This is a genomic window from Pseudomonas sp. LBUM1660, assembly GCF_059695935.1.
In genome coordinates this window covers 5,405,429-5,418,687 of the sequence record NZ_CP166795.1, presented here as the reverse complement: position 1 = coordinate 5,418,687, position 13,259 = coordinate 5,405,429, and the positions used below count along the sequence as shown (strand labels likewise).

Here is a 13,259-nt window from a genome sequence, read left to right as displayed (position 1 = left end):
CCTGCTCAAAAGGAAGGTGACCCATGCGTATAGATCGTTTAACCAGCAAGTTGCAGTTAGCTCTATCCGACGCCCAATCGCTGGCAGTCGGCCTTGACCATCCCGGCATTGAACCCGCGCATTTGATGCAAGCCATGCTCGAACAGCAGGGTGGTTCGATCAAACCCCTGCTGATGCAGGTCGGTTTCGACGTCAACAGCCTGCGTAAAGAGCTGACCAAAGAGCTCGACCAGCTGCCGAAAATCCAGAACCCGACCGGCGACGTGAACATGTCGCAAGACTTGGCGCGCCTGCTCAACCAGGCCGATCGCCTGGCCCAGCAGAAGGGCGATCAGTTCATCTCCAGCGAACTGGTGCTGCTCGCTGCCATGGACGAGAACAGCAAGCTCGGCAAGTTGCTGCTCGGCCAGGGTGTGAGCAAAAAGGCTCTGGAAAACGCGATCAATAATCTGCGCGGCGGCGAAGCAGTCAATGACGCCAACCACGAAGAGTCTCGTCAGGCGCTGGACAAGTACACCGTCGACCTGACCAAGCGTGCCGAAGAAGGCAAGCTTGATCCGGTGATCGGCCGTGACGACGAAATTCGCCGGACCATTCAGGTGCTGCAGCGCCGCACCAAGAACAACCCCGTGCTGATCGGTGAGCCTGGCGTGGGTAAAACCGCCATCGCCGAAGGCCTGGCCCAGCGCATCATCAACGGTGAAGTGCCGGATGGTCTGAAGGGCAAACGCCTGTTGTCCCTGGATATGGGGGCGCTGATTGCCGGTGCCAAGTACCGCGGAGAGTTCGAAGAGCGCCTGAAATCGCTGCTCAACGAGCTGTCGAAGCAGGAAGGGCAGATCATTCTGTTCATCGACGAACTGCACACCATGGTTGGCGCCGGCAAAGGCGAAGGCTCGATGGACGCGGGCAACATGCTCAAGCCTGCGTTGGCGCGCGGTGAACTGCACTGCGTTGGCGCGACGACACTCAACGAGTACCGCCAATATATAGAGAAGGATGCGGCCCTCGAACGGCGCTTCCAGAAGGTCCTGGTGGACGAGCCGAGCGAAGAAGACACCATCGCGATTCTGCGTGGCCTCAAAGAGCGTTATGAGGTTCACCACAAAGTCGCGATCACCGACGGCGCCATCATCGCTGCCGCCAAGCTCAGCCATCGCTACATTACTGACCGTCAGCTGCCGGACAAGGCTATCGACCTGATCGACGAAGCGGCTAGCCGCATCCGCATGGAGATCGACTCCAAGCCGGAAGTCCTGGATCGTCTGGAGCGCCGTCTTATTCAGCTGAAGGTGGAATCCCAGGCGCTGAAAAAAGAAAGCGACGAAGCCGCGATAAAACGTCTGGAAAAACTCAAGGAAGAAATCGTCCGCCTTGAGCGTGAGTACTCGGACCTCGAAGAAATCTGGAATTCGGAAAAAGCCGAAGTACAGGGTTCTGCGCAGATCCAGCAGAAAATCGAACAGTCCCGTCAGGAGCTGGAAGCCGCGCGCCGCAAAGGCGACTTGAACCGTATGGCCGAGTTGCAGTACGGGATCATCCCGGACCTGGAACGAAGCCTGCAAATGGTCGATCAGCACGGTAAAAGCGAAAACCAGTTACTGCGCAGCAAGGTGACCGAAGAAGAGATCGCCGAAGTCGTCTCCAAGTGGACCGGTATTCCGGTGTCGAAAATGCTCGAAGGCGAGCGCGACAAGCTGATGAAGATGGAAAGCCTGTTGCACCAACGTGTGATCGGCCAGGACGAAGCGGTGATTGCCGTTTCCAACGCGGTGCGGCGTTCCCGTGCCGGGTTGTCCGACCCGAATCGCCCGAGCGGTTCGTTCATGTTCCTCGGCCCGACCGGTGTCGGTAAAACCGAGCTGTGCAAGGCGCTGGCCGAGTTCCTCTTTGATACGGAAGAGGCGATGGTGCGGATCGACATGTCCGAGTTCATGGAGAAACATTCCGTGGCCCGACTGATTGGTGCGCCACCGGGCTACGTGGGCTATGAAGAGGGCGGTTACCTGACCGAGGCGGTGCGTCGCAAGCCTTACTCGGTGATCCTCCTGGACGAGGTCGAGAAGGCCCACCCGGATGTGTTCAACATCTTGCTGCAAGTACTGGAAGATGGCCGACTGACCGACAGTCATGGCCGCACGGTGGATTTCAAAAATACCGTGATTGTCATGACCTCCAACCTGGGCTCGGTACAGATCCAGGAACTGGTCGGTGATCGCGAAGCGCAGCGTGCGGCGGTGATGGATGCGATTTCCACGCACTTCCGGCCGGAGTTCATTAACCGGGTCGACGAAGTGGTGATCTTCGAGCCATTGGCGCGGGATCAGATCGCGGGCATTACCGAGATCCAGTTGGGTCGACTGCGCAGTCGTCTGACTGAGCGCGAGTTGAAACTGGAGCTGAGTCCAGAGGCCATGGACAAGCTGATCGCGGTGGGTTACGACCCGGTGTATGGCGCACGGCCGCTCAAACGAGCGATTCAGCGCTGGATCGAGAACCCGTTGGCGCAGCTGATTTTGTCCGGTCGTTTCATGCCAGGCGACACGGCTGTCGGCACGGTGGAGAACGACGAAATCGTATTTGCCTGACCCGCCACGACAGTGAAATAAACAAGGCCTCGCATCGCGAGGCCTTTTTTTCGTCAGGTTGTTGAACTGAAAGGAAAAGGCTTGTAAAGTGCGCCCCGCAGCAAGTCACCCGTAAGGGTTTCTGCTCCCCAAGCAGAAATCTGAAATAAGTTGCAAATCATTAACTTGAATGCAATTTAAGGGGTTGACAGAGGTGCTTAAGATTGTAGAATAGCGCGCCTCAGACACACGAACGCAGCGATGCGAACGGGTCGAAGAGGTGAAGCAAGCTTCACAGTTGTAAATTGAAATATGTAGTTCCGTGATAGCTCAGTCGGTAGAGCAAATGACTGTTAATCATTGGGTCCCAGGTTCGAGTCCTGGTCACGGAGCCAATTTCAAACCGGGGTATAGCGCAGTCCGGTAGCGCGCCTGCTTTGGGAGCAGGATGTCAGGAGTTCGAATCCCCTTACCCCGACCATTTTTGGGTCGTTAGCTCAGTTGGTAGAGCAGTTGGCTTTTAACCAATTGGTCGTAGGTTCGAATCCCACACGACCCACCATTTTTGAAACCAGTTAACGCTGGAATCAGATCTTAAGATCAGACGCCAAAAGCTCTGTTCGCAGAAGGCGCCTTTAACGGGTGCCTTTTTTTTACCGGGGTATAGCGCAGTCCGGTAGCGCGCCTGCTTTGGGAGCAGGATGTCAGGAGTTCGAATCCCCTTACCCCGACCATATTAAAAATCCTCGTATCGAAAGATACGGGGATTTTTTTTGGTTTCGAAAAACAACGCTTCAGTCATCGTATAACTCCTGGGCAGCGCTTCCAGGTGTAAATCGCCAGACGAAAAAAAACCGCGCTTCCCCAAGTAAAAGCGCGGTTTTGATTCCTGAAGGCTTAGGCGCCGTCTTGGTCTTTCAAATGTTCGAACAGACCTTTTGGCATTTTCTTGCCATTGGCTTCGAAGTTGGCTTTTACGTTGTCGTAAGCCTCTTGCTCGTCGATGAAGCCGTCATAGTTGGTGTCGATCTTGTCGAAGTTGGACTTTGGCGCGACTTTCTGGAATTCGGCGCGGGATACCTTGCCGTCGCCATCGGTATCGGTCTTCGCCATCGACGCATCGCCACACTTGCCTTCGCCACATTTGCCTTCAGGGGTTTTTACCACCTGTTCGGCCGAGGCCAGCAGGTAGCCCTGAGTCAGAGGCTGCGAGGCGAATACGGAACCGGACAACATCATGCCACCGGCCAGAACAGCGCCGAGCAGACTAATAGTGTTTTTAGTACGGGACATTTCAATACTCCAGGGTTGTACGACACAACCGTTCGATAAAGGACGCCACGTGAGTGCGGCGATAACCGTAGCGGGCGAGTTGCCTTGCTCGGATGTGGCCATTTAAAGGGCGGGGTGTATCGCTACTGTGTCGCGCATGGGGGCGTTTGTAAGCGAAGGGGTGGAATTGCGGGGGGAGATACAGTGAGACACAGATCTACAGATCGATGGAGAGCAAATGTGGGAGCGAGCCTGCTCGCGATTGGCATTTACGTTCAATAGATAAGCTGAATGTAACGCCGCTATCGCGAGCAGGCTCGCTCCCACAGGGGGGTTAGTGCAGTTTGAGTCGCGGCTCAGTCCCGCGCCCGATTTTGCTACCGAGCATCAGCATCGCCGTGCGAAACGCGCCATACAGCGCCATCTGGTGCATGCGATACAGCGACACGTAAAACATCCGCGCCAGCCAGCCTTCGAGCATCACGCTACCGGTCAGGTTGCCCATCAAGTTACCCACAGCCGAAAAACGTGACAGCGAGATCAGCGAGCCGTAGTCGGTGTACTTGTACTCCGGCAACGCCTTGCCTTCGATCCGCAGTTTCAGCGATTTGGCCAGCAACGAAGCCTGCTGGTGCGCAGCCTGGGCGCGCGGCGGTACGTTGCGGTCGGTGCCTGGTTGCGGGCAGGCCGCGCAGTCACCGAAGGCGAAGATGTTTTCGTCGCGGGTGGTTTGCAGGGTCGGCAGCACTTGCAGTTGGTTGATGCGGTTGGTTTCCAGGCCATCGATGTCCTTGAGGAAACCTGGTGCACGAATACCGGCGGCCCAGACTTTCAGGCTCGCGCTGATCACTTTGCCGTCGGCGGTGATCAAGCTGTCAGCGGTCACTTCGCTGACGGCGGCATTGGTCATCACATTGACCCCGAGTTTCTCCAGGGTTTTATGCACAGGCCCGCCGATGCGCTCCGGCAGGGCTGGCAACACCCGTGGGCCGGCTTCGATCAGGGTGATGTGCATGTTTTCCGGTTTGATCCGGTCCAGGCCATAAGCCGCCAGTTCGTGGGCGGCGTTGTGCAGTTCTGCGGCCAGTTCGACACCGGTGGCACCCGCGCCGACGATGGCGACGCTGATCTGCTCGACCTTGTCGGTCTGCCCGGCATGAGCGCGCAGGTAGTGATTGAGCAGTTGCTGATGGAAACGCTCGGCCTGCTTGCGGGTGTCGAGAAACAGGCAATGCTGCGCCGCGCCCTGCGTACCGAAATCGTTGGTGGTACTGCCGACGGCAATCACCAGCGAGTCGTAAGCCACTTCACGCGCCGGCACCAGTTCCAGGCCTGCCTCGTCGTAGGTGGCGGCCAGCTGGATTTTCTTCTGTTCGCGATCGAGCCCGCTCATGCGCCCCAGCTGGAACTCGAAGTGGTTCCATTTCGCCTGGGCAACATAGTTGAGTTCGTCTTCGGAAGAGTTCAGCGACCCGGCCGCCACTTCGTGCAACAACGGCTTCCAGATGTGGGTCAGGTTCGCGTCGACCAGCATCACACTGGCCGTGCCACGTTTGCCCAGAGTCTTACCCAGACGGGTAGCCAACTCCAGACCGCCGGCGCCGCCGCCAACGATGACAATACGATGAGTCATAGGGATATCTCGCAAGGCTAAAAGAAATCGGTGCAATTACCCGAGCGAGCGCGAAGCTGCTCATAGCGTCAGGTAACTGATAAATCGGCTCAACAGGCCTAAACCAATGGTCACTGCCAACACCACCACCAGGAGCATCCACGGCCGGAAAGGCCGGCGCTCGACTCGGTGCTGGGACAGGTGCAGGTACTCTTCGACATGCTTCTGGTCGTCGGGGTTCAGGTGGCTGGTCATATTGGGCCTCGTCAGGTAGACGTTGCTGAAGGTGTAGAAGCTACAGGCTGATTAACGAACGTTGAACGGAGCATAGCCGCTGTCGGGGATGGGCTCGACGCTCACCCTGTCGTCCAGGCGAATGATTCCACCTTGTAGCACTCGGGCTGTGATTCCGCCATGTCCGCGAACGGCCTGAAACGTCCCGGGGCCCAGGTTGTTCTGCAGGCGCGCGCAAGGCTGGCACCAGCCGGTGGTTTCGAAAATGGCCTGGCCGATGCGGAAACGACGACCCTTGAGGCTGAACAGGTTGATACCGCTGATAACGAGGTTGCGCCGCAACTCTTCAGGCAAGACCGGTTGGTCGTGCGGGCGGCCCATCAGCGAGCTGATTACCGGCAGGTGCTCCCATTGAATCAGTGTCACTTGCCGTGCGTTACGTACACCGGGGCGGGCTCGGTCGCCGGTCAGGCCGGCTTCAAGTCGTGCCTCCACGGCATCCAGTTCGATCATCGGCACGTGAGGTTCCGGGCGCACGCCGATCCAGCGCACGCGGCCCATTTGTGGGACTTCGGCGATTAATGCCTGCAACGGGCTCACAGGCTGATCCCGACGTCGAAAACGATGCTGCGGCCAAGGTTACTGCGCAGGAAATCCGGGGCGTCCGGGTGGGCGAACAGCACTCGGGCGAAGGTCGGGCCGACCAGCGACAGTGATCGCCATCCCTGACGCAGGTATTCGGTCGGCGGCGGGAAATGGCTGTTGAGGTCGAGCACTTCACGCTTGAGGCTGGCGAAGGCGATGATGTCCAGCTCCCCCAGGTCCATGCCGCGCTCTTTGTAGTTGTGGGCTTTTTTACGCAAGGTCGGCGCCAGTCTCAGCAGGAATTCATTGGCGGGAATGCGCCGGGGCTTGGCCTCGCGACGCACGAGCTGGCTTAGGGAAAACGCGCTGCGCCGGCGTTGCAGTTCATCGCGCCATTCGTCATTGAGGCGCCGGCCTTCGTCGAGGACGAAAAACACCTCGAAGCTGGCGTCACGAAACAGTACGTCCGGCGGCTCCCCGGCAGGGGCGAACTCGTCGGCGCGATAGGGAATGTTCAGGCCTTGCAGCAGGCGTTGGCAGACCCAACGCTCACGCTCCCATTTGCGGGCATTGGACAGAAAGGCGTTGGCTTGCTCGGCCGCGATGGTCAGCAGGCGTAAATAATCTGAGTCATCCATAGGCCCAAGCTTAGCGTTCAAATGCGACAAGCTGAAAGCGTTTACCGGCAAAGGACGTCACTGGGCAGTCGGAACGGGCGGTGTAGACTGATGGCCAGTATGGGTAATTGATCTGACAAGGGGGGTTAACGTGAAATATTGGCCGGTGTTACTGTTGAGTCTTCTGCCCTTATGGGCCCATGCACTGGAGGTGGGCGAGCGACTGGCGCCCTGGACCTTGCTCGATCAGTTCGACCAGGCCTACACGCTCGATAATCAGACTCAGACGCTGCTGGTGGCGCGAAGCATGGACGCCGCGAAACTGGTTGACGCTGCGCTGCAAGGCCAGCCCAAGGGTTATCTGGAGGCGCGACACGTCGTGTTTTTAGCGGACATCCAGCGCATGCCACGGCTGATCGCGAAGATGTTTGCCGTTCCGGCCATGCGCGATTATGCCTACCGGGTCATGCTGGACCGAGAGGGCCGTGTGGCGCCGCGCTATCCCGGGGCTGTGGATAAAGTGCTGTGGCTGCAACTCAAAGACGGTCAATTGGTTGCGCAACACGAATATGCCACGGCTGCGCAGCTGCATGAGGCGCTGGAGAAGGTTCGACCATGATCGGTGCCGAGCTGCTGTCCCTGCAAACGCTGACAGTCGGCTGGCTGATTTATGTGCCCGTGCTGCTCTGGGCCATCTGGCGTGTGCCGTGGGTTGAGCTGTTCACCGACAGCCGCCGTCAGCATTTGCTGTTTGGCACGGTGTTCGCGCTGTTCATGCTGTGGCTGGTCCGACGTGATTTCGATACGGGCGTGTCGTATCACTTCATTGGCATGACGGCCGTGACGTTGCTGCTGGACTGGCCGCTGGCGATCGTCGGCGCCTTGGTGGCGCAATGCGGGCTGGTGCTGCTCGGGCGTCAGGACCTGGCGGCCGTCGGGGTAAACGGGGCACTGCTGATTGTGCTGCCGGTGCTGGTGACCGAGTGCTGTGCCCTCCTGGTCGAGCGCGCGCAGCCGCGTAATCCCTTTGTGTATATCTTCGTGTCCGGCTTCTTCGCAGCGGCGCTGTCAGCCCTGCTGTGTCTATTGCTGGCGCTGTGGCTGTTGTGGTTCAACGAACGTTTCGAGATGCCGTATTGGCTGGAAGATTTTGTCGGTTATCTGTGGCTGCTGATTTTTCCGGAAGCCTTCATCAACGGCATGATTGTCAGCGCGCTGGTCGTGTTCAGCCCGGAATGGCTGGAGACCTTCAATCGCACACGCTACCTTTCGGCACCCTGGAAAGACGACGACCCCAAGTCTTGATCCACATCAAATCGATAAAACGCTGACGCTTTCATGCTCCACAAAACCTCAGGAGCATCGAAATGAGTGTGTACGAATGGGCAAGGCAGGAGTTGCGTCAGAGCCTGGATAGCGCGCAGGAAGTGGGGTTTGATCCGGGATTGAGCCTGCGCGCCTTGCTCAGCGCGGTGGTGCAGCAGAGCAAGACAGTGCGCAGCGCCGAAGACCTGGCCGACGAGTTGCGTTTTCTCGCGGAAAACCTCGATGAAGACCAGGACTACGGCTTTATGCGGCCTTGAGTGTCAGTGACGCGGTTCGAAGTCTTCGCTGAACATATCGTCTTCGGCGTCCGGGCTGACCGGAATCTTGTGTTCTTCCGACGCCCAGGCGCCCAGGTCGATCAGTTTGCAACGGTCCGAACAGAACGGCCGGAATTTGCTCTCCGGGCTAAATTCAACGGGGGCGCCGCAAGTTGGGCATTCGACGATTGGGATCTGGCTCATGACTGGCCTCCACGCAAAGTAAGGTAAAAGTGATGCAGGCGTTCGACCTCGCTGTGCAGCCAGGCGAGGTCGCGGTCGTTGACCACCACATCGTCGGCGTGGCTCACGCGGTCCTGGCGGCTGGATTGCGCCTTGAGGATCGCCTGGACCTGTTGCTCGCTGGTCTGGTCACGCTGCAAGGTGCGTTCGATCTGTAGCTGTTCCGGGGCGTCGATCACCAGCACCCGCTGGGTCATTGCGTACTGCCCGGACTCGATCAGCAATGGCGAAACCAGAATCGCGTAAGGCGATTGTGCCTTGGCCAGGTGATCGGCGATTTCCTTGGCGATCAGCGGATGCAACAACGCTTCGAGCCAGCGGCGCTCCTCCGGCACCTCGAAGATCAGTTTGCGCAACGCCGCGCGGTCCAGTTGTCCGTCGGCTTGCAACACGCCGGGGCCGAAATGTTCAGCGATCTTCGCCAGCGCCGGGCGTCCCGGCTCCACGACCCAACGGGCTGCGTGATCGGCGTCCACTACGTGCACGCCCAGGTCGATGAAGTGCTGGGCAGCCGCGCTTTTGCCGCTGCCGATGCCGCCGGTCAGGCCCAGAATCCAGGGTTTTTCCACAGGGGTATTCATTTCAAACCGACAAACTGCCAATAGAAGCCGGTTATTTGACCACCCCAGAGCAAGGCAATCCAGCCGGCAATTGCCAGAAAGGGTCCGAAGGGGATCGGTGTCGAGGTTTTCGCGTTGCGCAGTCGCAGCAAAATCACCCCGCTGATGGCGCCCACGAGCGATGACAGGAGGAGGGTCAGCGGCAGTATCTGCCAGCCGCCCCAGGCCCCGAGCAGGGCCAGTAACTTGAAATCGCCATGGCCGATGCCGTCCTTGCCGGTGAGCAGCTTGAACAGCCAGAACACTGACCACAACGTCATGTAACCGGCCACTGCGCCCCACAACGCTTCATGCAATGACACGAACAACCCGAAGCTGTTGACGATCAACCCCAGCCACAGCAGCGGCAGCACCAACACATCCGGCAGCAGTTGGTGCTCGGCGTCGATCAGACTCATGGCCAGCAAGCCCCAGGTCAGCACCAGCACCATGCAGGCCTGCCAGCCGAAGCCGAAATGCCAGGCGATAAACGCCGAGATCAATCCGCAGGCCAATTCGGTCAATGGATAGCGCTTGCTGATCGGCGTGGTGCAGTTCGAGCATCGCCCTCGTAGAAACAGATAACTGAGCAGCGGAATGTTTTCCCAGGCGCGGATTCGATGGTCGCACTGCGGGCAGTGGGAATGAGGCAGTATCAGGTTGTAGGCCGGGCCCGGCGCCTCGGGTGGTACGCCCAACACGTCATGGGCTTGCAGCCGCCATTCGCGGTCGAGCATTTTCGGCAGGCGCCAGACCACCACGTTGAGAAAGCTGCCGATCAGCAGGCCGACCGCCAGGGCGATGACCACGAACGCCAGCGGATAGAGGTTCAGGATTTCGTTCAAGGGCATGTCAGATCGCTGAGCCGAGTTGGAAGATGGGCAGGTACATCGCAACCACCAGGCCACCGACAATAACACCCAGCACCACCATGATGAACGGCTCCATCAGGCTGGTGAGGTTATCGACCATATTGTCCACTTCATCCTCGTAGAAGCTCGCGACCTTATCGAGCATGTCGTCCAGTGCACCGGACTCTTCGCCAATGGCGGTCAGCTGAATCGCCATGCTGGGAAAGATGCCCGAGGTGCGCATGGAGAAATTGAGCTGCATGCCGGTCGACACATCCTGCTTGATCCGCAGCACCGCTCGCTTGAACACGATGTTGCCGGTCGCGCCGGCCACCGATTCCAGAGCCTCGACCAGTGGCACGCCGGCGGCGAACGTGGTCGACAGGGTGCGGGCGTAACGGGCCACGGCAGACTTGTACATCAACGTGCCGATCAGCGGCAGTTTCAGCAGCCAGGTGTCCATCCTGTCCCGAAAGCCTTGGGATGTTTTGAACGCGTGGCGTACACCGAAGAGGGCGGCGATCAACACGCCGAGCATCATCCACCACCACGCCTGCATGAACTCCGACAAGCCGATGACCATCACGGTGAAGGCCGGCAATTCGGCGCCAAAGCCCTTGAACACCGACTCGAACTGCGGCACCACCTTCACCAGCAGAATCCCGGTGACAATGATCGCCACAAAGACCACGGCCAGCGGGTAGGTCATGGCTTTCTTGATCTTGGCCTTGAGGCTTTCGCTCTTTTCCTTATAGGTCGCCACCCGTTCCAGCAAAGTGTCCAGAGCGCCGGCCTGCTCACCCGCGTCTACGAGGTTGCAGTACAGCTCATCGAAATACTGCGGCTTTTTGCGCAGGGAAGCGGCGAAGCTGTTACCCGCCGCGACTTCCTGTTTCACCTCGTCCACCAATTTACGCATGGCCGGGTTATCGAAGCCTTCGCCGATGATGTCGAACGATTGCAGCAGAGGCACACCGGCTTTCATCATCGTTGCCATCTGCCGGGTAAACAGGGCGATTTCCTGAGCCTTGATACGTTTGCCGAAGCTGAAAATCGAGACGGATTTCTTGCGCACCTTGCCGGGGTTGATCCCCTGCTTGCGCAACTGAGCCTTGATCAACGCCGGGTTGAGACCGCTCAACTCGCCGGTCATTCTGGAACCTTTCCTGTCCGTTCCTTCCCAGGCGTAGACACTGATTTTTGCTGCTTTGACCGCCATGTTCAGTCCTTGGTGACCCGGTTGATTTCTTCAAGGCTGGTGACGCCTTGCATGGCCTTGATCAAGCCCGAGGTGCGCAAGTCATTAAAACCGTCCTTGCGCATCTGGATGTCGATTTCCAGTGAGTTGCCTTCGGCCATGATCAGCCGTTGCAGGTCCGGTGTGTTCTTCACCACTTCATAAATCCCCACTCGCCCTTTGTAACCGCGGTTGCATTGATCGCAGCCGACCGGCTCATAGATCGTGAACGAGCCGATGCGTTCCTCGGGGAAGCCTTCCTTGAGCAGCGTTTCGCGGGGAATCTCGATGGGTTTCTTGCAATGGCTGCACAGTTTTCGCGCCAGCCGCTGGGCGATGATCAGGGTGATCGAGGTGGCGATGTTGAAGCCCTGAATGCCCATGTTGTGCAGGCGGGTCAGGGTTTCCGCGGCGCTGTTGGTGTGCAGGGTGGAAAGCACCATGTGCCCGGTCTGGGCGGCCTTGATGGCGATTTCGGCGGTTTCGAGGTCGCGAATTTCGCCGACCATGATCACGTCCGGGTCCTGACGCAGGAACGAGCGCAGTGCCTGGGCGAAATCCAGCCCTTGTTTGGGATTGACGTTGACCTGGTTGATGCCTTCCATGTTGATCTCCACCGGGTCTTCGGCGGTGGAGATGTTGATGTCCACGGTGTTGAGGATATTCAGGCCGGTGTAGAGCGACACGGTTTTGCCTGAGCCGGTCGGCCCGGTGACCAGGATCATCCCCTGTGGCTGCTTCAGCGCGGCCATGTACAAGTCTTTCTGTTCAGGCTCGTAGCCGAGGGCGTCGATGCCCATTTGTGCGCTGGACGGGTCGAGGATCCGGATCACCACTTTCTCGCCCCAAAGGGTCGGCAGGGTGTTGACCCGGAAGTCGATGGACTTGGTCTTGGACAGACGCATCTTGATCCGCCCGTCCTGGGGTTTGCGCCGCTCGGAGATGTCGAGGCTGGCCATGACTTTCAGCCGCGCCGCGATGCGGTTGGCCAGTTGGCTCGGCGGCCTGGCGACTTCTCGCAGCATGCCGTCGGTGCGCATCCGCACCCGGTAGGTTTTTTCGTAGGGCTCGAAATGCAGGTCGGAAGAACCGCTTTTGATCGCATCGAGCAACATCTTGTGGACGAAGCGCACCACTGGCGCGTCATCGGCATCCTGGCCTGCGATGGAGTCCTTTTTGTTGTCATCGACCGACTCGATGTCCAGCCCGTCAAGGTCTACATCGGCCATGTCTTCGAGGCCGGTGGAATGGCTGTCGAAGAATTTCTCGATGGCGTCGCTGAGTTTGTCGTCCTCCACCAGGATGGCTTCGGTGTTCAACCCGGTGCTGAACTGGATGTCATTGATGGCTTGATGATTGGTCGGGTCGGAAATCCCCACGAACAGTTTGTTGCCACGGCGCCAGAGGGGCAGGGCGTGGTGCTGACGGATCAGCTTCTCACTGACCAGCCCTCGGGGTTGGGTTTCCTTGTCCAGGCAATTGAGGTCGAGCAGCGCCATACCGAAATGCTCCGACGCAATCTCGGCGACCTGCCGACTCTTCACCAGCTTGTTCTGCACCAGGTAACTGACCAGGGAGATTTTGCTGCGTTGGGCTTGCTGAAACGCCTGTTGCGCGCTTTGGTCGGTGAGCAGTTCGGCCAGGACCAGTTGCTTGGCCAGACCGCTTAGGGCGATGTCATTCATGGGGATACCGGACGCAGACAGTTCATGACTTATAGCCTAGTCAAGGAGCTGAGCCAAACCAGCGGCCGTCAGGTGACAAATAGTGTCAGATAGTGCGGATCCTGGGGGTAGGAAAGGTCTTTGACCTGGCTTCGAGCCCCGCCAACAAGGGGCGCTGCGCTTGGCACGGGGTGT

General features: G+C 58.7%; 14 protein-coding genes and 4 tRNA genes. 8 read left to right on the top strand and 10 right to left on the bottom strand.

Annotation, left to right across the window (positions count from 1 at the left end):
- Positions 1–23 precede the first annotated feature (23 nt).
- The 5 genes from clpB to ACA068_RS25120 all read left to right on the top strand — a co-directional run bounded on the left by clpB (position 24) and on the right by ACA068_RS25120 (position 3,301).
- Positions 24–2,588 (top strand): ATP-dependent chaperone ClpB, encoded by a 2,565-nt coding sequence (clpB, locus tag ACA068_RS25140; protein WP_497305540.1) that lies wholly within the window; start codon positions 24–26, stop codon positions 2,586–2,588.
- Between the two features lie 298 nt (positions 2,589–2,886).
- Positions 2,887–2,962 (top strand) — tRNA-Asn (locus ACA068_RS25135).
- 9 nt (positions 2,963–2,971) lie between these two features.
- A tRNA-Pro gene (locus ACA068_RS25130) sits at positions 2,972–3,048 on the top strand.
- A gap of 5 nt (positions 3,049–3,053) precedes the next feature.
- Positions 3,054–3,129: transfer RNA gene (locus ACA068_RS25125), tRNA-Lys, on the top strand.
- A gap of 95 nt (positions 3,130–3,224) precedes the next feature.
- Positions 3,225–3,301: transfer RNA gene (locus ACA068_RS25120), tRNA-Pro, on the top strand.
- Between the two features lie 163 nt (positions 3,302–3,464).
- On the opposite strand, the gene ACA068_RS25115 is transcribed toward ACA068_RS25120, so the two are convergent.
- The 5 genes from ACA068_RS25115 to ACA068_RS25095 form a co-directional block, all read right to left on the bottom strand.
- Positions 3,465–3,860 carry an HvfA family oxazolone/thioamide-modified RiPP metallophore gene (locus ACA068_RS25115; protein WP_497305538.1) on the bottom strand — a complete coding sequence of 132 codons (396 nt, stop codon included), beginning with the start codon at positions 3,858–3,860 and terminating at the stop codon, positions 3,465–3,467.
- Positions 3,861–4,173: 313 nt separating this feature from the next.
- Positions 4,174–5,472 carry an NAD(P)/FAD-dependent oxidoreductase gene (locus ACA068_RS25110; RefSeq protein ID WP_497305537.1) on the bottom strand — a complete coding sequence of 433 codons (1,299 nt, stop codon included), beginning with the start codon at positions 5,470–5,472 and terminating at the stop codon, positions 4,174–4,176.
- Between the two features lie 60 nt (positions 5,473–5,532).
- On the bottom strand, positions 5,533–5,706 hold the full coding sequence (locus ACA068_RS25105; protein WP_497305536.1) for a DUF3094 domain-containing protein: 174 nt from the start codon (positions 5,704–5,706) through the stop codon (positions 5,533–5,535).
- A 51-nt stretch (positions 5,707–5,757) separates the two neighbouring features.
- Positions 5,758–6,285 (bottom strand): MOSC domain-containing protein, encoded by a 528-nt coding sequence (locus tag ACA068_RS25100; RefSeq protein ID WP_497305534.1) that lies wholly within the window; start codon positions 6,283–6,285, stop codon positions 5,758–5,760.
- Positions 6,282–6,908, bottom strand: coding sequence for a DUF1780 domain-containing protein (locus ACA068_RS25095; protein WP_007970534.1), 627 nt, complete (start codon positions 6,906–6,908; stop codon positions 6,282–6,284). Before ACA068_RS25095 ends, ACA068_RS25100 begins: the two co-directional genes overlap by 4 nt.
- Before the next feature lie 130 nt (positions 6,909–7,038).
- Here ACA068_RS25095 and ACA068_RS25090 point away from each other — a divergent pair, with 130 nt between their 5' ends.
- From ACA068_RS25090 to ACA068_RS25080, 3 genes are all read left to right on the top strand, one after another.
- Positions 7,039–7,506, top strand: a complete 468-nt coding sequence (locus tag ACA068_RS25090; RefSeq protein WP_497305532.1) for an FAD/FMN-containing dehydrogenase — start codon at positions 7,039–7,041, stop codon at positions 7,504–7,506.
- Entirely contained in the window at positions 7,503–8,192 is a 690-nt protein-coding gene (locus tag ACA068_RS25085; RefSeq protein WP_497305531.1) for an energy-coupling factor ABC transporter permease, read from the top strand. Before ACA068_RS25090 ends, ACA068_RS25085 begins: the two co-directional genes overlap by 4 nt.
- Before the next feature lie 62 nt (positions 8,193–8,254).
- Positions 8,255–8,470, top strand: a complete 216-nt coding sequence (locus ACA068_RS25080; protein ID WP_497305529.1) for a hypothetical protein — start codon at positions 8,255–8,257, stop codon at positions 8,468–8,470.
- A gap of 3 nt (positions 8,471–8,473) precedes the next feature.
- On the opposite strand, the gene yacG is transcribed toward ACA068_RS25080, so the two are convergent.
- From yacG to pilB, 5 genes are read right to left on the bottom strand one after another with little or no spacing between them, the layout of a single operon-like run.
- Positions 8,474–8,674, bottom strand: a complete 201-nt coding sequence (gene yacG / locus ACA068_RS25075; protein WP_497305527.1) for a DNA gyrase inhibitor YacG — start codon at positions 8,672–8,674, stop codon at positions 8,474–8,476.
- Positions 8,671–9,294 (bottom strand): dephospho-CoA kinase, encoded by a 624-nt coding sequence (gene coaE, locus ACA068_RS25070; protein ID WP_282480270.1) that lies wholly within the window; start codon positions 9,292–9,294, stop codon positions 8,671–8,673. The genes yacG and coaE overlap by 4 nt, the downstream gene beginning before the upstream one ends.
- On the bottom strand, positions 9,291–10,163 hold the full coding sequence (locus tag ACA068_RS25065) for a prepilin peptidase (RefSeq protein ID WP_497305525.1): 873 nt from the start codon (positions 10,161–10,163) through the stop codon (positions 9,291–9,293). Before ACA068_RS25065 ends, coaE begins: the two co-directional genes overlap by 4 nt.
- Before the next feature lies 1 nt (position 10,164).
- Positions 10,165–11,382 carry a type II secretion system F family protein gene (locus ACA068_RS25060; protein WP_497305523.1) on the bottom strand — a complete coding sequence of 406 codons (1,218 nt, stop codon included), beginning with the start codon at positions 11,380–11,382 and terminating at the stop codon, positions 10,165–10,167.
- A 2-nt stretch (positions 11,383–11,384) separates the two neighbouring features.
- Complete coding sequence (gene pilB, locus ACA068_RS25055) at positions 11,385–13,085, bottom strand: type IV-A pilus assembly ATPase PilB (protein ID WP_497305522.1); 1,701 nt, start codon at positions 13,083–13,085, stop codon at positions 11,385–11,387.
- Positions 13,086–13,259: the final 174 nt, after the last annotated feature.

Bases quoted from the DNA above. Each gene is read 5' to 3' on its own strand.
- ACA068_RS25065 (WP_497305525.1), bottom strand. From the start codon at position 10,163: ATGCCCTTGAACGAAATCCTGAACCTCTATCCGCTGGCGTTCGTGGTC.
- ACA068_RS25105 (WP_497305536.1), bottom strand. From the start codon at position 5,706: ATGACCAGCCACCTGAACCCCGACGACCAGAAGCATGTCGAAGAGTAC.
- pilB (WP_497305522.1), bottom strand. From the start codon at position 13,085: ATGAATGACATCGCCCTAAGCGGTCTGGCCAAGCAACTGGTCCTGGCC.
- ACA068_RS25060 (WP_497305523.1), bottom strand. From the start codon at position 11,382: ATGGCGGTCAAAGCAGCAAAAATCAGTGTCTACGCCTGGGAAGGAACG.
- clpB (WP_497305540.1), top strand. From the start codon at position 24: ATGCGTATAGATCGTTTAACCAGCAAGTTGCAGTTAGCTCTATCCGAC.
- ACA068_RS25115 (WP_497305538.1), bottom strand. From the start codon at position 3,860: ATGTCCCGTACTAAAAACACTATTAGTCTGCTCGGCGCTGTTCTGGCC.
- ACA068_RS25085 (WP_497305531.1), top strand. From the start codon at position 7,503: ATGATCGGTGCCGAGCTGCTGTCCCTGCAAACGCTGACAGTCGGCTGG.
- ACA068_RS25080 (WP_497305529.1), top strand. From the start codon at position 8,255: ATGAGTGTGTACGAATGGGCAAGGCAGGAGTTGCGTCAGAGCCTGGAT.
- coaE (WP_282480270.1), bottom strand. From the start codon at position 9,294: ATGAATACCCCTGTGGAAAAACCCTGGATTCTGGGCCTGACCGGCGGC.
- ACA068_RS25110 (WP_497305537.1), bottom strand. From the start codon at position 5,472: ATGACTCATCGTATTGTCATCGTTGGCGGCGGCGCCGGCGGTCTGGAG.
- yacG (WP_497305527.1), bottom strand. From the start codon at position 8,674: ATGAGCCAGATCCCAATCGTCGAATGCCCAACTTGCGGCGCCCCCGTT.
- ACA068_RS25095 (WP_007970534.1), bottom strand. From the start codon at position 6,908: ATGGATGACTCAGATTATTTACGCCTGCTGACCATCGCGGCCGAGCAA.